Origin of the sequence: Hungatella sp. SL.1.14, from assembly GCF_024460495.1 — a bacterium.
Taxonomy (GTDB): Bacteria; Bacillota; Clostridia; order Lachnospirales; family Lachnospiraceae; genus Hungatella; species Hungatella hathewayi.
Map to the genome: position 1 here is coordinate 1 of NZ_JANFYJ010000043.1, position 21198 is coordinate 21198.

Annotated in this window: 16 protein-coding genes, 1 pseudogene and 1 riboswitch; of the genes and pseudogenes, 13 read left to right on the forward strand and 4 right to left on the reverse strand. The window is 43.7% G+C overall.

Features of this window, described 5'->3' with window-relative positions; all coding sequences use genetic code 11:
* Positions 1–172: 172 nt before the first annotated feature.
* Positions 173–1090, reverse strand: a complete 918-nt coding sequence (locus NE473_RS28165; protein ID WP_022030547.1) for a DHH family phosphoesterase — start codon at positions 1088–1090, stop codon at positions 173–175.
* A 215-nt stretch (positions 1091–1305) separates the two neighbouring features.
* Positions 1306–1436, forward strand: a riboswitch (SAM riboswitch).
* Positions 1437–1522: 86 nt separating this feature from the next.
* Between NE473_RS28165 and metK the strand changes: the two genes are divergently transcribed.
* The 4 genes from metK to NE473_RS28185 all read left to right on the forward strand — a co-directional run bounded on the left by metK (position 1523) and on the right by NE473_RS28185 (position 5929).
* Positions 1523–2710 carry a methionine adenosyltransferase gene (gene metK / locus NE473_RS28170; RefSeq protein ID WP_006773610.1) on the forward strand — a complete coding sequence of 396 codons (1188 nt, stop codon included), beginning with the start codon at positions 1523–1525 and terminating at the stop codon, positions 2708–2710.
* A 248-nt stretch (positions 2711–2958) separates the two neighbouring features.
* Positions 2959–4455, forward strand: coding sequence for a sensor histidine kinase (locus NE473_RS28175; RefSeq protein WP_006771198.1), 1497 nt, complete (start codon positions 2959–2961; stop codon positions 4453–4455).
* Positions 4452–5141 (forward strand): response regulator transcription factor, encoded by a 690-nt coding sequence (locus tag NE473_RS28180; protein ID WP_006771199.1) that lies wholly within the window; start codon positions 4452–4454, stop codon positions 5139–5141. The genes NE473_RS28175 and NE473_RS28180 overlap by 4 nt, the downstream gene beginning before the upstream one ends.
* Before the next feature lie 14 nt (positions 5142–5155).
* Positions 5156–5929: a DUF6062 family protein gene (locus tag NE473_RS28185; RefSeq protein ID WP_006771200.1), complete on the forward strand. Its 774-nt coding sequence runs from the start codon at positions 5156–5158 to the stop codon at positions 5927–5929.
* A 99-nt stretch (positions 5930–6028) separates the two neighbouring features.
* On the opposite strand, the gene NE473_RS28190 is transcribed toward NE473_RS28185, so the two are convergent.
* The 3 genes from NE473_RS28190 to NE473_RS28200 form a co-directional block, all read right to left on the reverse strand.
* Positions 6029–6670 (reverse strand): class I SAM-dependent methyltransferase, encoded by a 642-nt coding sequence (locus NE473_RS28190; RefSeq protein WP_242866283.1) that lies wholly within the window; start codon positions 6668–6670, stop codon positions 6029–6031.
* Between the two features lie 125 nt (positions 6671–6795).
* Positions 6796–8088 carry an MATE family efflux transporter gene (locus NE473_RS28195; RefSeq protein ID WP_006771203.1) on the reverse strand — a complete coding sequence of 431 codons (1293 nt, stop codon included), beginning with the start codon at positions 8086–8088 and terminating at the stop codon, positions 6796–6798.
* Complete coding sequence (locus tag NE473_RS28200; RefSeq protein ID WP_055651075.1) at positions 8075–8524, reverse strand: MarR family winged helix-turn-helix transcriptional regulator; 450 nt, start codon at positions 8522–8524, stop codon at positions 8075–8077. The genes NE473_RS28195 and NE473_RS28200 overlap by 14 nt, the downstream gene beginning before the upstream one ends.
* Positions 8525–8751: 227 nt before the next feature.
* Here NE473_RS28200 and NE473_RS28205 point away from each other — a divergent pair, with 227 nt between their 5' ends.
* The 9 genes and pseudogenes from NE473_RS28205 (at position 8752) to NE473_RS28245 (ending at position 21193) form a co-directional block, all read left to right on the forward strand.
* The gene (locus NE473_RS28205) at positions 8752–9900 is read left to right on the forward strand and encodes a YcxB family protein (protein WP_055651076.1); all 1149 of its coding nucleotides are present in this window, start codon (positions 8752–8754) and stop codon (positions 9898–9900) included.
* A 192-nt stretch (positions 9901–10092) separates the two neighbouring features.
* The gene (locus NE473_RS28210) at positions 10093–11778 is read left to right on the forward strand and encodes a DEAD/DEAH box helicase (RefSeq protein ID WP_006771206.1); all 1686 of its coding nucleotides are present in this window, start codon (positions 10093–10095) and stop codon (positions 11776–11778) included.
* A gap of 326 nt (positions 11779–12104) precedes the next feature.
* Positions 12105–13481 carry a 23S rRNA (uracil(1939)-C(5))-methyltransferase RlmD gene (gene rlmD / locus NE473_RS28215; protein WP_055651090.1) on the forward strand — a complete coding sequence of 459 codons (1377 nt, stop codon included), beginning with the start codon at positions 12105–12107 and terminating at the stop codon, positions 13479–13481.
* 268 nt (positions 13482–13749) lie between these two features.
* Complete coding sequence (locus NE473_RS28220) at positions 13750–14133, forward strand: hypothetical protein (protein ID WP_055651077.1); 384 nt, start codon at positions 13750–13752, stop codon at positions 14131–14133.
* A 590-nt stretch (positions 14134–14723) separates the two neighbouring features.
* Positions 14724–15038, forward strand: a pseudogene (locus NE473_RS33245) (hypothetical protein); the annotation flags it as partial.
* 67 nt (positions 15039–15105) lie between these two features.
* Positions 15106–15963 (forward strand): DNA adenine methylase, encoded by an 858-nt coding sequence (locus NE473_RS28230; RefSeq protein WP_055651078.1) that lies wholly within the window; start codon positions 15106–15108, stop codon positions 15961–15963.
* Positions 15964–15967: 4 nt separating this feature from the next.
* A complete protein-coding gene (locus NE473_RS28235; RefSeq protein WP_055651079.1) occupies positions 15968–17518 on the forward strand; it encodes a ParB/Srx family N-terminal domain-containing protein in 1551 nt (516 codons plus the stop codon).
* A 98-nt stretch (positions 17519–17616) separates the two neighbouring features.
* The gene (locus tag NE473_RS28240) at positions 17617–19311 is read left to right on the forward strand and encodes an AAA family ATPase (RefSeq protein WP_055651080.1); all 1695 of its coding nucleotides are present in this window, start codon (positions 17617–17619) and stop codon (positions 19309–19311) included.
* Between the two features lie 646 nt (positions 19312–19957).
* A complete protein-coding gene (locus NE473_RS28245) occupies positions 19958–21193 on the forward strand; it encodes an ABC transporter substrate-binding protein (protein WP_055651081.1) in 1236 nt (411 codons plus the stop codon).
* The last annotated feature ends 5 nt before the right edge of the window (positions 21194–21198 follow it).

Genomic DNA, 21198 nt, shown 5'->3' on the forward strand with positions numbered 1-21198 from the left:
AGAGGCTATTATGATTTAGCCACAGCCTATCAGTCCGTGCACGTCAACCGTTGAAACCGCCGTGTACCGAACGGTATGCACGGTGGTGTGAGAGGACGGGAGTTAATCACTCCCTCCTACTCGATTATGACAGCAGAGGAATATCCGCCCAAACAGTAGTAAGGGGCTCCTGTTAAAGCGTTGGATAAACCAGGTCATGCAGGAGCTTTGGAAGCTCTTCTTCCATGGTTTCATCGCCAAACTGGCAGGTGCCGACGTTTTTATGACCGCCGCCGCCGTATTTTAACATCAGACTTCCGACATCAAGAGAGGCGGTGCGGTTTAAAATGCTGTATCCGACTGCGACCGAGCAGCCGATGCCGCCCTTTCCATTGACGATCCATGCGGAGATGTTCTGCTCCGGATACATGCTGTAGATCAGGAAACGGTTGCCGGTGTAGATGGGATCGACCCCGCGCAGATCGGAGATAATGACGTCGTGGTCCACTCTCGTGTGCTGCGCAATCATGGCCTTAAATTTTTCTGTCTGCTCAAAATAGACGTCGATTCGTTCCTTTACATCCGGAAGATTCAGGATTTCCGCGGTATCCATGGTGCGGCAGGCGTCGATTAAACGCTCCATCAGCTGATAGTTGGATATGGTAAAGTTTCTCCAGCGTCCCAGACCGGTCCTGGGATCCATCAGAAATCCGATCAGGATCCAGCCCTTTGGGTTCTGGATTTCGTCAATGGTGAGGTGGCCGGAATCGACCTTATCCACAGCCTCCATCATTTCATTAAAATGAGAAAAACGCTCATTTCCGCCGTAGTATTCGTAAATAATTCTGGCACAGGACGGAGCCAGACGGCTCTCCCCCTTGTATTTGCCTTCCAGTTCGAGCCGTTCAAACTCGCTGGAGTGATGGTCGAACCAGAGGCCGCAGCCTTCTACAAAGGGGACATTTGCCAGACAGTCATCCTCCGTGATCTCGACGAGACCATCCTGCAGATCCTTCGGATGTGCAAATTTCCAATGGTCGATGACGCCTGCTTCCTTTAGAAGCGCACCGCAGACGAGACCATCAAAGTCAGAACGTGTTACTAATCTCATAGTTTCATTTCCTCCTGCTTTTGACATTTTCGTACACTTTTTGTAATTACTGACTCTATCATATCACTTTTGAAGGCGGTTGAACAGTCAATAAATTTTTGAACGGGAGCCGGGTTTTGTGAAGATATGCTTGACAAGGTTTCGTTCATACGATAATATTAATATCGCAACAGAAACAACAGGAAACAGAATAACAATTGAAAAGTACGTAATATCCCTTATTCAGAGTGATGGAGATAAAAGGATCTGTGAAGTCACGGCAACCCCGGCCTGAATGGCGCACACTGGTGTGCAGTCAGGAGAGGACGGAAGGTGCCAACCTGAGCGAGAAATCGAGCAATAAGAGGATTTGATACATGATTGATCAAGTCCGCATTGCTGCGGGCTTTTCTTTTTGTTATTCCCCCATGTACATAAGGAGGAAATGACAACATGGAGAAATTATTATTTACATCCGAGTCCGTGACGGAAGGCCATCCGGACAAAATGTGCGACCAGATTTCCGATGCGATTCTGGACGAGATGTTAAAGCAGGACCCGATGAGCCGTGTGGCCTGTGAGACGTGCTGTACCACAGGACTGGTGCTGGTGATGGGTGAGGTGACGACTCACGCATATGTAGACATCCAGAAGGTGGTTCGCGAAACCGTTCGCCAGATTGGCTATGACCGGGCCAAATACGGCTTTGACTGTGATACCTGCGGAGTGATCGTATCCCTGGACGAACAGTCCCCGGATATCGCCATGGGGGTTAACAAGGCTCTGGAAGCAAAGGAGCACACGATGTCTGAGGCAGAGCTGGACGCCATCGGTGCCGGTGACCAGGGGATGATGTTTGGTTTTGCCAGCAACGAGACGGAGGAGTATATGCCTTATCCGATCGCTCTGGCTCACAAACTGGCGCTTCAGCTGACCAAAGTGCGCAAAGACGGCACTTTGAAGTATTTACGCCCGGACGGAAAGACCCAGGTTACCGTGGAGTACGATGAGAACGGCCGCCCAATCCGTCTGGAAGCAGTGGTATTATCCACCCAGCACGACGAGGCAGTCAGCCAGGAACAGATTCACGAGGATATTAAAAAGTATGTATTTGACGCGATAATACCGGCTGACATGATCGATGAGGAGACTAAGTTTTTCATCAATCCGACGGGGCGTTTCGTTATCGGAGGCCCGCAGGGAGACAGCGGACTGACGGGAAGAAAGATCATCGTGGATAGCTACGGCGGATATGCGCGTCACGGCGGCGGCGCCTTCTCAGGCAAGGACTGCACCAAGGTGGACCGTTCCGCGGCCTACGCGGCCCGTTACGTGGCTAAGAACATGGTGGCCGCAGGTCTGGCTGACAAGTGTGAGATTCAGCTGTCCTATGCCATCGGTGTGGCCCATCCGACTTCCATCATGGTGGATACGTTCGGCACGGGTAAATTAAGCGATGACAGGCTGGTGGAGATTATCCGTGAAAACTTCGACCTCCGTCCGGCAGGAATTATCCGCATGCTGGATCTGCGCAGACCGATTTATAAGCAGACTGCCGCTTATGGCCATTTCGGAAGAAATGATCTCGATCTGCCGTGGGAGAAGCTGGATAAGGTGGAACTTTTGAAGAAGTATTTATAATTGATAAATGAAATAGCGTGAGACGCCCGGTATCCGGCCGGGGAAAAACAGGTGAGAAAGAATTGGAAGTGCGCCGGAAGGCGTTTGAAAATTCTTTCTCACCTGTTTTGTGTAATCAGGATCGTATTCCGGTAAGTTTATAAAGGTACAGGCAAATTTTATAATAGTTTTATAAATGCGGTCTTCAATCTGTGTTATAATATTTTTGTATAAAATGGAATACTATAAGCAGAGGAGAGACGTGCGTTGTGAAACTAAAATTAAGGACACGTCTGGCGGTCGCTTTTGTGATTATTACCGTAGTTCCGCTGGCGCTGATTTATGCGGTTGTGGCGGGACTCAGCAATTATCAGATGAAATCATTCCGCAAGGCGTATAATTTAACGGAGCAGGTAAATCTCTTTTCCGGTAATTCCCTTCAGATTTTTAACCGGATGACTCAGGTTGAGCAGAAAGAAATCGAAAAGATTTTAGACAGCAGTCCGGAGAAGTTTAGTGATATGGAATATATGCAGAAGCTGAATGAAAAGCTTTCGAATAAATATGCATATATGATTGTGCGGAAAGACGATCAGATCGTATTTGACGGAAACAGTCATGTGACCCAGGAGCTCCTCGATCAGCTGCCCAAGTATGAAGATGTGGACAGCAGTATTGACGGAGCCATCTATCTGGATGGGGATACGCAGCATCTGGTCAAGCAGATGGATTTCCTTTACCCGGATGAGGGAAAGGGCAGTGTGTTCATTGTATCCAATGTAGACGGACTTCTGCCGGAGATCAAGGCCATGATGGCGGAGATGCTTCTGGCGGTCATTCTGATCATCGTGTTTACGGACGCGATCCTGATGATGTGGGTCTACAGTTCTGTGGTGCACCCGCTGGGGCGGCTTCAGGAGGCCACGAAGAAGATCAGGGACGGCAATCTGGATTTTGCACTGGAAGTGGAGAATGACGACGAGATCGGCCAGCTGTGCCAGGATTTCGAAGAGATGCGCATGAGGCTGAAGGAGAACGCGGAAGAGAAGATCCAGTATGACAAGGAAAATAAAGAATTAATCAGCAACATTTCCCACGATTTGAAGACCCCGATCACGGCGATCAAAGGCTATGTGGAAGGGATCATGGACGGAGTGGCGTCCTCGCCGGAGAAGCTGGACCGGTATATAAGGACCATTTACAATAAGGCGAATGACATGGATAAGCTGATCGACGAGCTGACTTTCTACTCGAAGATCGATACGAACAAGATTCCCTATACGTTTTCCAAGATCAATGTGGCCAGCTACTTCAGAGACTGTGTCGATGAGGTGGGGCTGGAGATGGAAGCGAGGAATATCGAACTGGGGTATTTTAACTATGTGGATGAGGACGTGATGGTCATCGCCGATGCAGAGCAGATGAGACGCGTCATCAACAATATTGTCAGCAATTCCGTGAAGTATATTGATAAGAAGAATGGAATTATCAATATCCGGATTAAAGACGTGGGAGATTTTATCCAGATTGAGATCGAGGATAACGGAAAAGGCATAGCGGCCAAGGATCTGCCCAACATTTTCGACCGGTTCTACCGGACAGACTCTTCCAGAAATTCATCTCAGGGAGGAAGCGGTATCGGGCTTTCTATCGTTAAGAAGATTATCGAGGACCACGGCGGAAGAATCTGGGCGACCAGCAAGGAAGGCATAGGCACGGAGATACACTTTGTGCTAAGAAAATACCAGGAGGTTATTGCAGAATGAGCAGGATACTGATTATTGAAGACGAAGAGAGCATTGCAGAGCTCGAGAAGGATTATCTGGAACTGAGCGGCTTTGAGGTGGAGATTGAGAATGATGGAGAAGCCGGGCTTGCAAAGGCTCTTCATGAGGACTTTGATCTGTTGATTCTGGATCTGATGCTTCCGGGCGTGGATGGATTCGAGATCTGCCGCAAGGTCCGGGAAGTAAAGAACACCCCGATTATCATGGTATCTGCGAAGAAAGAGGATATCGACAAGATCCGCGGCCTGGGGCTGGGGGCAGACGATTACATCACGAAGCCATTCAGTCCGAGTGAGATGGTGGCCCGCGTGAAGGCTCATCTGGCCAGATATGAGAGACTGATCGGGAGTGGAACCCCGGACAATGAGATTGTTGAGATCCGCGGCTTAAAGATTGACAAGACCGCGAGACGCGTATGGGTCAACGGAGAAGAGAAGAGCTTTACGACCAAGGAATTTGATTTGCTGACCTTCCTGGCACAGAATCCGAACCACGTGTTTACCAAGGAAGAACTGTTCAGTAAGATCTGGGATATGGAATCCATCGGAGATATTGCCACGGTAACTGTGCATATTAAGAAGATCCGGGAGAAGATTGAGTTTAATACGGCAAAGCCGCAGTACATTGAAACGATATGGGGTGTGGGGTATCGGTTTAAGGTGTAAGAGGGAGCGGCAAAATGAAAGAAAAACTGTATGAAATACCAATGAATGACGCTATGGACGAGGACGATGAATGCCCATTCTGCTTTGTGGAACGGAAAACAGAGCAGGAGTTAATGGATTTCGTTCTCGGTTCCTGTGCTTCCTATATGGAAAGCGATACAAGGGAAGCGACGGACAAGGCCGGTTTCTGCCGGGTTCACCAGAAGAAGATGTTTGACTATGGAAATGCGCTGGGGAACGGCTGGATCTTAAAGACGTATTATAAAAAGTTAATCCAGGAGATGAAAGCCGAGTTTAAAGATTATACGCCGGGAAAAACCTCCATGATGGACCGGATCACGGGAAAGGCCGGGAAACGGGACGGCGGGAACGGGAACCCCATTGAGAAGTGGGTGAGCGAAAAGGAGCGGACCTGTTACATCTGTGACCGTTTTAATCAGGTCTACGAGAGATATATTGCCACATTTTTTCATCTGTATAAAAAGGATGCGGCTTTCCGGGAGAAGGTTAAGAACGGAAAAGGATTCTGCCTGCACCATTTTGCGGAGCTGTGCGCCGGTGCGGACCGGTTTTTAAATGATGCCGAGCGCAAAGAATTTTATCCCATGATCTTCGAGGTGATGGAACGCAACATGGAGCGCCTGTCCGCAGATGTGGACTGGTTTATTGAGAAATACGATTACTTAAACCGGGATGCGGACTGGAAGCAGTCCAAGGATGCCATTCAGCGGGGAATGCAGAAGATCCGCGGCGGATATCCGGCGGATCCGGTTTACCGGATGAAATAGAATACAGAATATACAGAGGCTGCCTGCTTACCGGAAGGATAAGCAGGCAGTCTTTTACAGATAACTTTCCATGTAACAAGGAAGAAAGCCGATGCCCTGTCAGAAGGCCAGCACCGCGTTGAATCTGTCTTTTCTGTAGGGATCATAAAACCCATCGCTGATATCCCAGCCCTCAAATTCCTCCGGAGTAAAAAGCAGATGTTCCGTTCTGTGGGACCGGATGGGAAGCTCACCGATCAGTACGCTCTTTTTCGCCACACGTAAAAGTTCCTCTGTGGCCCTTTGGGCGTATTTTTTGTTATCAAAATAAAGAAATACACCGTAGCAGATGACCTTATCAAAGGTTTTATCCTTAAACGGCAGATTGGCGGCCTCGCCTACCAAGACCGGATTGTGCAGCAGCTCGATGTGGCGTCTGACAAGTGTAGGGGAATAGTCGATGCCGGTATAATCGCAGTCCAGGTACTGAGCCAGCGCTCCGGCGCCGCATCCGACCTCCAGTACTTTATCTTCTTTTTGAATATCGAGGCGGCGGCTGATCTCAGCAGCCACCTCTTTCATATTAACCTGGGTGCGCTCATATCCATCGAAGGCAAGAAGATTCTCTATGCCGCCCTCTGCCTTTCCCTTGCGTGTCCAGATCTGCTTCCAGGTTTCTTCTGCTGCTGGCTGCTCTGTACCCATCTGTATGATTATCTGGTCTGCCTCTGCTTTTTTGCTGCTGTTGTCCAATCCGTTCATGATTTGTCCTCCTTGTGGTGTGCATTGGAATAATAATGTGTTCAAAAATATTAAAATTAATAAATTATTGAACATCCTAACAGCAAAGAAGCAGTTTGTCAATAGTTTTCTATATAAAAATAATTTTATGCGCTCTTCTTTTCCCTTACAATCAGAAGAATGCTGATACACATGGCTGCCAGCTGTGAGAGCGGTACTGAGAGCCACGTTCCGCTGATACCGATGATTGGCGGCAAAATGAGCAGCAGCAGGAAGAGAATTATCACTTCCCCGTAGATCATCATGCAGGCCTGCAAGTCTTTGTCTGCAGCGTAGAAATATGCTGTCGTCACCCTGGATATGCTGACAAATAAGTAGCCGCTCAGAAAAACAGGAAGAATATCTGCAACGCGGGCTGTAATCTGGTGAGAGGCACCGAACAGTGCGGCTGCCTGCCCGCGAAGGAGAAACAGCAGTCCCATACACAGGAGTGAAACCATGGCAGAGAAGCAATACGCCAGGTTCCGGAACTGTCTGGTGCGGTCGTGGCGTCCCTCACCGTAGGAGCGGCTGATAAGCGGCTGACAGCCGTCGCTGACACCCTGCAGCAGAAGGATTATAATGGCGGAAATATAGCTGACCGGCGCATAGCAGGTAACGGCTGCAGCACCGCCGACCAAAGCTGCGCTTTTATTAATCAGGATCAGCGTGATATTCGGTGAAAATGTAAGTCCGAAGGGGGAGAGCCCTGTCTTCAGAATCGTTTTGAAGAGAAAGGCACCATTTCCTCCGAACCGGAGCAGCGGTATCTTTTTTTTCGCAATGAAAAATGCCGCGCATACCAGAAAGGTTACTGCCTGCCCGATCACCGTTGCAGCAGCGGCTCCCATCATACCGAAGGGAAGATGCCATACAAACAGATAATCGAGAAATATGTTCGTTAGAAACCCTGCGATCATTGCGGCCATGGCTGAAACCGCGCCTCCCATATTGCGAATAAAAGGAACGAGTCCCGTCCCCAGAACCTGGAAAATGGCACCGAAAGCAATATAGAGAATGTACTCCTGAGCCAGCTCTCCGATCGTCCCGGATGCACCGAAAAAACGGAGGACCACAGGGGCGCTGAACAACAGCAGAGCCGATAGAAGAAGTCCGGAAATAATTAACATAAAAAGTGACATGCCAAAGTACTGGCGGCACCGTTTGTGATTTTCCGTACCTGCGCTGATGGCGTACTGGATCGCACCGCCCATGCCGATTCCGGTGCCGACGGCCTGTAAAAACGCTGTCAGCGGGTATGCAAGATTGACTGCAGCCAGGGCGCTGTCGCCCAGGGCGTTGCCTACAAAAAAGCCATCGGCTATGGCATAGACGCCCGACAGCGCAAAGGCCAGCATGGAAGGAATGACGCAGTGAAAAAATTCTTTATGCAGTTTCATTTGAGTCAGTCTCCTTAAACAGTTTGTTATAGAGTGCGGTGCTCTCTAACAGTGCCCTGGCATTCTCCTGTCCCATCCTCTGCCAGACAGTTTTTTCATGAGCCTGCAGGTCGGAAACGGTTGCTTCCATAAATAACCGGCCTGTGCCGGTTGGCAGAATGACCCTGCCCCGCCGGTCTTCTGCCGAAGGTACAAGCGTGATCCAGCCGCGCCCGGCAAAGTTTTTCAAGATGGTGTTAACCGTCTGTTTTGGCAGCTGCCAGTGGGTGCAGATGTCTTTCTGAAGACACGGGCCGTCTGGGTTCATGATGGAAAGAATAACCAGGAGTTCGTAATAGGAGAGAGCATGTCTTTTTGCCCATTCTTCGTACAGGGCGCTGGTTTCGCGCCAGAGTACGGTGTAGTGCTGCAGCTGTTCAGTCAAAATATCACACATAATCGAAGAACCTCCATATCGTTAAAATAGTCCGGTAACGGACTAATAGTAACATGCAGAGAGAATTTCTGTCAAGAAAATATTTCTGAATATTTTTCTGGATTAGATATTTTTCGGTATGGTGCGATGGGGCATTATGACTTGCGGCAGTTACTTCTGTGATATATAATGAGGTGAAGAGGTACTACAGCGTGGGAGAAATAATAGAATGACAGGAGGCAGCGCCAATGCGTGAACTGGAGGTTCAGCTTTCAAATAAAGATATTCGGCGCATGATGTCGGATATGAGGCTTAAGAAGGACGGGATGAAGGAATCGAAAATTCTGGCTGTTATGCTAATCATTGCTTTCATATCCCTGATCTACACCGTGGGCGTTGGGCTGTTGCTCGGCGGTCATGACCCATCCATTCTCTGGTGGCTCACCGATCTGTGTGCCGGAATCGGACTGTGGCTTGGCATTGCCGTAGTGCTTGCTGTTCTCATTAAAACAGTCCAATACTTCAGAATCATAAGGGGTCCGCTTATGCACCGGCAGCTGGTGCGGTTTGAAGAGCATCGGATTGAGATGTACACAGAGGAAGGCGTAAGCTGTTATCCTTATGCATCTATTTTATATGCGGAAAAGACGAGGCACCAGATTCAGGTTTATATGAAGCGGATCGGGACGGTAAAGACGCTTCTGACACTTCCGGATTCCGCATTTACCGGCGAAGATGAGATGGACTGCTGTCTTGCCTTTCTGAAGGAAAAGCAGCAGCAGGAGGCCTTTATGGATCCCCTGGACCAACAGGCGGAGATCATAAGTCCTGAAGAGCAGATATATTCCTTTGCATTCATTCAGGAGGAGGCAGAATGGCTGGAGGCACTGACTGCGGGCAAGTATTATATGATGCGGACGGGGTTTGCGCTTAAAATGCCGGAAAGCATGACTCTGATACTGGCGTTGTTTCTGCTTACCGGCGTTGGCATCTTATCATTTATACGGGACAGGGATCCGGTAACTGCTGTGGTCTATGGTATTATTATGATTCTGTTTACTGGTATTGCATATCAGATCCTTTGCAGCAGGAGAGGGATTTACCGCGGCGTAAAACGGGCCTTAAAACGCGGGAAAACGGTGCCGGACAGAACCGGACGCCAGGTGATTTCCTTCGGCCGGTCCGGAATCAGCCTCTGTACGGATAAGGAACAGTGGGACCTGACTTATCCCATGATTTACAGGGTGGTGGAGAGTAAAAAAGAGGTATTTATTTTTACGAAAGGTCCGTATTTTTTAAATATTCCGGTCTGGGCATTTCAGACGGAAAGGGAAAAGCAGGAGGTTCTGGACTGCTTAAGAGCGCATGGGATTTGTGTACTACAGAAAAATATCTAGTTGAGATATCATGGATATAGAGAAAACTCCTTGACATAAAAAAATATTTCTGTTATAGTTTAAACTTGTGAAACGAGAGGATGAAGGTCTGAAACGTATACCTGACACCTCTCGTTTTCTTTGCGAAAAGTGTGTGTGTGCGGCCGTCGGCAACAGTAGAACCCGGCAGGCCTAGAAAGGACTTATTTATTTATGGAGACATTGAGATTTGATGAATTACAGCTAGACGAAAGAATTTTGCGGGCAGTAGCAGACATGGGATTTGAGGAGGCTTCACCGATTCAGGCGCAGGCGATTCCGGTACAGATGGAGGGCAGGGACATCATTGGCCAGGCTCAGACAGGAACCGGTAAGACGGCCGCATTTGGTATTCCGCTGTTACAGAAAGTAGATCCAAAATCTAAGAAACTCCAGGCGATCGCCCTGTGTCCCACCAGAGAACTTGCAATTCAGGTGGCTGACGAAATCCGTAGATTAGCAAAATATATGCATGGTGTCAAGGTTCTTCCGATTTATGGAGGCCAGGACATTGTTAAACAGATACGTTCCTTAAAGGATGGCACTCAGATTATCATCGGTACACCGGGCCGTGTGATGGATCATATGCGCCGCAAAACGGTGAAATTTGACCATATTCATACCGTGGTTATGGATGAGGCGGATGAGATGCTGAACATGGGATTCTTAGAGGATATGGAGACGATCTTAAGCCAGCTTCCGGAAGACCGCCAGACGGTGATGTTCTCCGCCACCATGCCTCAGGCGATCGCGGACATCGCGCACAAGTTCCAGAAGGAGCCTGTGACTGTGAAGGTGGTTAAGAAAGAACTGACCGTTCCGAAGGTAACCCAGTATTATTATGAAGTAAAGCCGAAGACAAAGGTAGAGGTTATGTGCCGTCTGTTAGATATGTACGCTCCAAAGCTTTCTGTTGTATTCTGTAATACGAAGAAGGGCGTGGACGAACTGGTACAGGCACTTCAGGGACGTGGCTATTTCGCAGAAGGCCTGCACGGTGATTTGAAGCAGATTCAGCGTGACCGCGTAATGAACAGCTTCCGTAACGGCAGAACCGATATTCTGGTGGCTACTGATGTGGCTGCCCGCGGAATCGACGTAGATGATGTGGAAGCCGTATTTAACTACGATCTTCCGCAGGATGATGAGTACTACGTACACCGGATCGGCCGTACCGGCCGTGCCGGCCGCGAGGGTATCGCATTCAGCTTTGTGGTTGGAAAAGAGGTTTACAAGCTTCGTGATATCCAGCGTTACTGCAAGACCAAGATCATTCCTCAGGCGATCCCTTCCCTGAATGACGTTACCGGCATTAAAGTCGATAAGATTTTAGAGAATGTGGCGGATACCATCGAAGAATCCGATTTAAGTGAGATGATTAATATTCTTGAAAAGAAGCTTCTGGAAGAAGATTATACGTCCCTTGATCTGGCAGCAGCTCTGTTAAAGATGATGATGGGCGAAGAAAATGAAGATATTATCGATACGAGAGAACCACGCTCTCTCGATGAATTAGACAGCTATTACAGGGGCGAAAACCGTAATGGAAACGGACGCGGAAGAGGCAGAAACGGCGGCGGCCGTGACAGCCGGTACGAAGGCGGCCGTGAGGATATGGCCCGTCTGTTTATCAATATCGGAAAGAACCAGAATGTGAAGCCTGGAGATATCCTGGGAGCCATCGCAGGCGAGTCAGGCATGCCGGGCAAGATGGTCGGAAGCATCGATATGTACGATAAGTATACATTTGTGGAAGTGCCGAGAGAAAACGCGGATGCGGTACTTCAGGCAATGAAGGATGTCAAGATCAAGGGTAAGAATATTCATATGGAGAAGGCTAACGGCGGCAAGGGAAAATAGGAAGCAGACAGCCGAAGCTGACGAAATGAGACGAACGGGCAATAAGAGGCAAAAATGTCTGAATAGATGATATCTTGAGATATACGAAAACGGTTGTATAGGGACGTGAGTAAAGCGTCTGTATACAACCGTTTTTATTTGGCGGAATGGATGAAGGATGAGATATTTCTTGCGTATTGATGGGAAAGAGGATAGAATAAAACTTATCTGAAAAGAAATGCATGGCCCCTGAGTGCGGCAGAAATCCACAGCGAAAGAATGAAAGCTGATGATGCCATTGATGTGGAATAAAGTGGAGAGTATAAAAACAGGAGAGAATGATTAAGATGGAATGGAAAAAGAATGACAGGATTCAAGTAAAGATAGAGGATATGGGAGACACGGGAGAAGGAATCGGAAAGACGGATGGTTTCACCTGGTTTGTAAAAGATGCAGTGATCGGGGATGAGGTGGAAGCCAAGGTAATGAAGACGAAAAAGTCTTATGGTTATGCCCGATTGGAAAAAATTGTCAACGCATCGCCAAACCGTGTGACGCCGCCATGTCCGGTGGCCCGTCAGTGCGGCGGATGCCAGCTCCAGGCCATGGACTATGAAGAGCAGTTGAAATATAAAGAACGGAAAATTTACAACAATATTAAACGGATTGGCGGATTTGATGAGGTCCCGATGTTTCCTGTTATGGGGATGGATGAGCCCTGGAGATACCGCAATAAAGCTCAGTTTCCGTGGGGGACCGATAAGGATGGGAAGATTATAACCGGTTTCTATGCGGGACGTACCCATGCCATTATTGAAAATGAGGACTGTCTGTTAGGTGTTGAAGAAAACCGAGAGATCCTGAAAATAATCAAAAATCACCTGGAGCGTTATCATATCAGGCCATACGACGAGGCGTCTCATTCAGGTCTGATTCGTCATACACTGATTCGAAAGGGATTTCACACCGGTGAGTTGATGGTATGTCAGGTCATCAATGGAAAGAGCCTGCCCCATCAGGAGGAACTGACGGAGCAGCTGTTAAAGGTTCCGGGAATGACGAGTATTTCAGTTAACATAAATCGTGAACAAACCAATGTAATCCTTGGCAATGAGGTGATCAACCTTTACGGTCCGGGTTATATCACGGATTATATCGGCGGTGTTAAATACCGCATTTCCCCGCTGTCATTTTACCAGGTAAACCCGGTGCAGACGGAGAAACTCTATTCCACGGCACTGGAATATGCGGGATTGACCGGCGGTGAGACGGTGTGGGATTTATACTGCGGGATTGGAACTATATCACTATTCCTTGCGCAGAAGGCAAAGAAGGTTTACGGTGTGGAAATCGTACCTCAGGCCATCGACGACGCCAGGGAGAATGCAAGAATTAACGGGATGGAGAACGTGGAATTCTTTGTCGGAAAAGCCGAGGAGGTGCTGCCGCGGGAGTATGAGAAGAATCAGGTATATGCCGATGTGATCGTCGTAGACCCGCCGAGAAAAGGCTGCGATGAGGTCTGTCTGGATACGATTGTTAAAATGGGCCCGAAGCGGGTGGTCTATGTGAGCTGTGATTCTGCTACGCTGGCGAGGGATATGAAGTATCTGGCGGAGCGGGGGTATGAGGTGGTGAAGGTGAGAGGGTGTGATATGTTTCCGCACTCTACCCATGTGGAGTCGGTGATAATGATGCAGAATTGTGGTTTTAAGAAAAAATAGAGGTTCAAACCACAAGATATAGTGGTTTTTGAGCGAAAATCGAGCAAAAAACAGGGCAAAAAATGGCCGTTTTTAGCCCCGATTTTTAGCCCCTTCCACAGATGCAGGAAGGTATTTGAGTGATATATGGGAAAAATTCAAGGTCAGCCGACGAAAAATTGGCTGGCCTTTTTACGTGATATAAATGAAATTGGGTGATGGGATTTAGACAGTGAAAAATGGATAAAAACAACACCATAAAAACGAAAAAAGAATATGGAGGTAAAGCATGGGAGCAGAGCTTGATAAGGAAAGGGACTTTGATGTAGACGTAAAATTGAAAATTACATTTAAAAACAGAGAGTTTAACTGTCTGATGCAGCCAGAAATTGAAGAAGGGATTGTGGAATTCCTGAAAGGGATTAATGGCGACTACATGATACCGGAAAGTGAAAGCATAGAGTTCCTTGGGGATGAGGCAGTCATTGCAAAATACAGTTTCTGCTGCAATGACACAAGCGAAGCAGAGGCAGAGGGTTTTGCAAAACACATGGTCCATGAGGCAGATTATAAATTTAAGGAGATGGGGTACACGTTGGAAGCAGAGAGCTACCATGCACAGGAATCGGATATGAGCTGGCTTGATGAATTTGAACGGCAGATTTTTGGATAGGGTGAGGCCAGAAACGGAAAACATTGAAAAGCGGTGGCTTTCTTCTGGGTTAGGAGAGCGAGGCCGCTTTTTTGCTGCCGCAATAGGATATGTATAAAATGCAGGATATGATGCTTAAAGTATTTTTGACAAGGAAATCGGAGGAAGGAGTATGACTGAAGCTGCCATCTACGCCGGCAGAGGAGGGGACGGTATTTGCCATCTTAGACGCAATAGGGCCTGAGAATCTGGAGACGCGGATCAACAAAGGTGGTATCGTCTGTTAGTAATCTGCGCCAATAAATTCGCGGAAAAATTTTAACTAGTTAAACACTGGCAGAATCACGTTGTTAAGAAGGGGGAATTTAGAAGTGTAATATGATGGACAGAACCTGCCTGTTCCCTACTACGAAAAAACAGTCCCATCATCCTTGACCTCCGGCTGAACGGAAGTGATGTATCCCTGTCTCTACCAAAACCGGAATATAGGATAGAGATGATAGAAAAAAGACTGAAATCTTTCCGCGTGACTGAAAGAGTACCATTCTCATCCAGGGAAAATGTGAAAGGACTTTATTCCAGAATGCCCTGTGGTGCCTCCGTGTGGAAACTATTTGGCTACAGGGAAGGTAGAAGGGATTACCTGCGGCGGAGAGTTCAGGCCGGAGGCAAGAGTCTACGACTTTGCCTGGATACTTGATTCTATGGAACAGTGTGTGGAATATGATGTGCCTTTTTAGTTCAAGTAGACTGGAGCAAGGTTCAAGAAGGGGAATAAGGTGTATTTGATAGACAAGAAGGATCAGATAAGCCAGGCACAGAAGGCCGGGGTAAGTTATAGAACAGTGGCTATATATAAGAAAAATGGAGTAATAAAGAAAAGAATTCTATTTTCTATTTGTTATTTAAATAAAATTAAAAGTTAGTGATGAAATATTTATGATAATATAGTAAAATATATACAATCAGTAATTTCGCTAAAGGAGATAAAACATGAATCCATCGCCGCTACGCTATCCAGGAGGGAAATATAAGTTATATAAATATGTGGTTCAATTAGTGCAGCTAAATAATTGCACGACTTATATAGAACCATTTTGTGGTGGTGCAGCGTTGGCATTAGGCTTGCTTTTTGAAGGTGTAGTAAACAAAATCATTATAAATGATTATGATTTTACAATATATTGCTTTTGGGATAGCATTTTGAATCGTACAGACGAGTTTATTCAAAAGGTTCTTTTGACAGATGTAACTATAGAAGAATGGAATAGGCAAAAAGTAATTAGGGAGCAAATTAATACACATAGTAGATTGGATATAGGTTTTTCTACTTTTTTTTTGAATAGAACGAATAGATCAGGGATTATTGATAAAGCTGGTCCTATTGGAGGGCTGAATCAAGATGGAGACTATAGTATAGACTGTAGATTTAATAAAACTAAATTGATAGACCAAATAAAAAAAATTGCGGAGAATAGAGAGAAAATTGCATTATATAATATGGAAGCATTGGACTTAATTGATAATGTAATATTAAAAACGAGGAAATCATTTACTTTTTTTGATCCGCCATATTATAGTAAGGGACCTGGTTTATACACGAATTTTTATTTGCATGGAGATCATGTGAATTTGTCTCAATATATTATGATAAAAATGAAACATAGAAAATGGATTGTGACATATGATAATGTAAATGCTATAAAAAATATGTATTCAAAAATGGATAGGTTAGAATTTGAATTACAGTATTCTCTGCAAAGTAAAAAAGCAGGTAGTGAGGTAATGTTTTTTTCTGAGAAGTTGAGACGGCCTAATGAGGAAGGTTTATTAAAAGTATTAGGAGAATAAAAATATGAGTGGAAGTATTCAAAGGATAAAAGTTGGTGAGTTGTTGAATTATTACGAAAATCCACGTCATACAGTAGGTAGTAATGAGAAAGATACTCTGAAAAAATTATTTGATGCGGTAGGGATACAGTATATGCTTAATCTGACCGAGGATATTCAAAAAAATGGTCTTTTAGGTAATCAGCAAATAGTTGTGGTGTATTCTGATAAATTGAAAAAATATATTGTATATGAAGGGAATCGAAGAATTGCGGCGATAAAACTACTTTTAAATCCAGAATATTTCGATTTTTTAGATAAACCAACTATTGACAAAGCAAAAAAAATCGGAACTAGTATTCACAATTTGAGTATATTGCCGTGTTATGTGACAGATGAAGAGGAAGCATTTTTTATTATGGAGCGAATCCATTCAGGCGAAGATAAAGGTCGCGGTGTAAAAGAATGGACTCCAAGGGAAAAAGAAATTTTTAAAGTTAGGCAAAATAGTGCAAAAACTTTACAATATTTGATTGATTTTTATGTGAGAAAATATTTTGAAGGTTTTGATATAACTTCGGTGTTGCCTTTTACTACTATACAACGAATTTTTAATAATAGAGAAGTGAAAAAGAAAATTGGCTTGGATGTCACTAATGAGGAAAGTTTTACAAAGGAGAAAATGCTATTAGTTATAAATGCTTCAAAATGGGTGGCGGAAGAGGCTAAATCTAAGGGGATGGCTGTAACACGATTGTATAATAAGGCTAGAAGTATTGAAGATGAGCTGATTCCGTGGATAGAACATTATGTTAACCTTGAGAATAGTACAAGAGATTCAATGTCAGGAATGGAAGAAGAAAAAAATATTCAATTAGTGGCAAATAATATATTTAACGATATAGAAGATATTGCGTTGGAAAATAATGCAAATAATTCTGATTCGGATGTTTTAAGAAAGAACGAGGCTAAAACTTCTGAAAATATGGATACTACTGTAGGTGTAAACAATGTTATACAGTATAAAGAGGATATTGTCAGTAAAAAAAGCATTATAGAAAAAGAAGGTATCAGTCAGAAAGAGGAAAAGGGTGGTATGAAAAATTTACCATATTTTTTTCAAGGAATCAACTATAGCACTATAGATCCTAATGATGCTGATACGCATGGAATATCTGCTGTATGTAGAGAATTACAACTTTTTTCTGACAGAAAAATGGTGGAAAAATATCCTTTATCAGCAGCATTTTTGACTCGTTCAGTAATAGAGCATTCTATAATTTTTTATTCGAAAAAACATAAAATTCAGGGACAAGAAAAATATATTTGGGAAAATATAAAAGACATTTCGAAACTTAGTAAAATTATAGAAAATTACAATAAAAATTTACCAAATTATATAGATAACAGTGAAATGAGACAGTATTTTACAAACTTATTTGGAAATTATCAGACTAATTTGGACCCACTAAATTGGGTGGTTCATAGACCTTCAGAATTCCAATTGGATTCAAAAAGCCTGATTGACTTACCACGTAAAGGGCTATTAGCATTAATTAATTATTTTATGGATTAAAAGCGACAAGAGAAGCAGAAATATTTTGTTTATTCAATCATTATACATATTATTAAAAAAATAATATAAAGGGATATTATGGGGTACGAAAGGCAGATATGATTATTAAAAGTATTGAAATTGAAAAATTTCGCGCATTTGAAAATGTTTCTTTTTATCTGGGCAGGCGCATTACAGCAATCGCAGGACGCAATGCAACACAGAAGACAACTGTATTAGGTATGATAGGGCAGCCTTTTACAATCTCAAAAGGGCACCCTATGTATGGCTGCAAAACAATTGATGGTTACAATTTCCGCTCTCAGTTCAAAGAAAAGTTTAAGATATCACCGGAACATGATATGATTGGTCAGCATAAGTGGAAATTAAATTTACACAGAGGAGCTTACGAAAATAGTTATTATTCTGTGGAAAGCATTGCACGTAGGCAACGTAATCAAGAACCTACGTTAAGATTTTGGAATGCTGAAAGTCGAGCGAGTGGTGCGGGGTATATACAGCTACCAGTGTATTTTTTAAGTTTAAGTAGGTTGTTTCCAATAGGAGAAACTGGAAAAACACAGGCAGTTGCTTCAATGCTAACGTCTGAAGAATTAAAATATTGTATTATAAATTATAGAACCATCTTATCTATTCATGATATTGGAGGAGATGTTTCTGTTGGGATTGAAAAGGGGACGGCCGCAAGGACTTTTGCGGGAGTAAGTGATGAAAATCATGATATTTTTACTAATTCGGCAGGTGAAGGCAATATAATGCGAATTATATTAGCTGTGTTATCGTTCAAACGTTTACAGGAGGAGTATAGCAGAGAGTATAAAGGTGGTATTTTGTTAATTGACGAACTCGATGCGACATTATATGGATTTTCACAAAGGAAATTAATTGATTATTTGTGGAACGCTGCAAAAGATTATAAAATACAAATCGTGTTTACAACACATTCTCCTATAATATTAAAATGCGTGAATAAGTACCAACGTAGAGAATATCAGGAAAAAGGTATAGATCTTCCACCATTTGCGTATAATAGTTCTATAGTATATTTAGAACCTCAGTATGGTGTAGATGGGAAACGAACAATTATGCCAAGAAATATTTTCTCTAACAGTGAATTAAATATTGTTATGAATGACATAAACTTAACAGCCCAGGGTGTTGGAAATCGAATTAGTATATATTGTGAGGATACATGTGCAAGTCTATTCTTACAGTTTGTTTTGTCTAGAGCATTAAATATTAATTTAGAATTGTATATGAATTTTATCGATATAAACTTGGGATGGACAAATTATATACAATTATATGAGAAAAATGTTCCGGAATTTAAAAATAACATAATTGTTTTGGACGGTGATGTCCCATCTAAACCAGAATTTGCCTCAAAAGCGAGAGTTATTTCCGAGGCGGGTAATTTTTTGTTTCTTCCATTAGTTATAGAAAAAGAAATATTTATTTTACTTAAGGAGCATAATAAATTTACTCAGTTCCAAGAACATTATTCAAGTGTTACAACTTTTAATTATGATATTTGTTTTAGTGACTGGCCATTGGAGAGTGACCAGTATAATACATTAGACTATAAAAATTGGTATAAACAAACGGAAGGTGTTTTGGGAGATTATACTATTTTGTTTCGATTTTGGTGTGACAATAATCAAGAAAATATTCAAGAATTTATAACAGATTTTATACAAAAATTTAATGTACTTGCCGAACGAGCAGATGTTGATGCTTTGCCGCCTATCGAAGTAATTCGGGAGAGCAGTTTAGTAGAGGAAGAAGAAATTTAGAATAGAATATTCTAGGGCTATAGGTTGGAACATCATATATGTATGGATCAAAGGATATAAAGAAAGATAAAATATGTTTAGCTTAAATAAAATGGTTTTCGTTGCATTGCTTCGGGAACCATTTTAGTTATAAGTTGAAATCAAATGGTATAAAATATGTTTTTGTATTAAATTGCTATCTCTTAAGTGGGCTGCTTATTAAGCGGATTATCAAAGATGAATGAATTTTTTTGAGGTGTACTAGAAGAGTGTTATAGTAGACACACCAAGGGGGATTTACGCCTTTTGGAAATCAGAATCACCCACTCCAGACATACAGAATGCTGCGTAAAATTAGAACGGAAAGATGGGTACCAGCAATTACCACTGTTTGTGGAAGAAAGTCCGCTTGAATAGAAGCAGATGTAAGATGCATTGCAGGCAGCCGGTGAAAAGTTAACACATCTGTGGGACAGTGATATGTTCCATGGGTGTGTTTTTTTAACTGTTTTGGCAGTAATCTGGTATGAACCAGATATGATAAATTTTAGCTTTTTGTTGTGCTGTCAATCATTTTATCTTATAATAAAATTAGCAGTTTTTCTGGTAGCGGGAACAAAAATACAGTAGAAAAGTAAAGAGCTCAAAGGCTGTCAATGAGGAAAAAATGAAGATAATAAATAAAAAGTGGTTGATTGGCTGCAGTAGTATAATTGCCATTTGTGCGGTTACGCTCAGCGTCTGGGGCTGCAGTAAAAACACGAAACCGGAGATAGAGGTGGCGCTTTGGAATTTAGACGTGTACGATCATTATACGGAACAAGTGCAGAGTCTGGTACCGGATGTAAAGATTAAATGGGTCGAGGGACAGAGAAATCTGGATTATTACAAACAGCTTGCAGAGACGGAGAGTCTGCCCGATATAATAACGGTCCGTAAATTTTCCATGAAGGATTCTCTCAGTCTTAATCCATATCTCATGGATCTGACCAGGACTGAAGTGGCGTCTTCTTATTATGATATTTATCTTGAAAATTATAAAACCAGTGAGGGAAAGGTATTTTGGGTTCCCATGTCTGGTACGGTAGACGGAATCGTAGCCAACAAAGAACTGTTTGAACATTATAATATACCGGTTCCCAGTGATTTTGACAGTTTTATTTCAGCTTGTCAGGCGTTTGAGACGTATGGAATCAGAGGGTATTCCATCGATTTGAGTATCGATTATAATGCCCTGCATCTTTTACAGGGAATGGGAATTGAAAGCTTGTCTTCCGTTGACGGGATTATCTGGAGGAAAGACTATGATGACGGAAAAACAAACCAGCTGGATTCCAGAGTATGGCTGCCTGCTTTCGAGAAATTGGAGCGGCTTAATACGTTAAAGATCCTGGATCAGGACACCATGTATTCAGACGACCTCCTTTCTTATGAAAGATTTATAGAGGGTACACAGGCCATGGTGAATATCAGCAGTGAAAGTATTTCTAAATTACTCCCGGGAAAGGAGGTGGAAATCCTTCCATATTTTGGAGAGAACCAGAATTTTTTGCTGACATATCCCACATTTAATGCTGCCATCACCAAAGCAGGGGGAGAAAACAGTGTGAAAAAGGCAGCAGCCTGGAAAGTTTTGATGGCTATGACCTCATCGCAGGCCCAGGAGGAACTGAATCGATATACAGACGGATTGATTCCTTATAAGAGAGATATTTCTTTTGAATATGACGGAAGTATGAGCATGGTACAACAATACCTGGAAAGAAACCGTACATATATTCGTCTGGGCTCTGAAGAATTTTTTGAAATTTCGAAAATCACTGTTGATGAAATGCTGGAAAATCATTTTTCTGCTGAAGGCGCGCTGGATTTGATGAATGATCTTCTGAGCCATTCAGAATAAACACG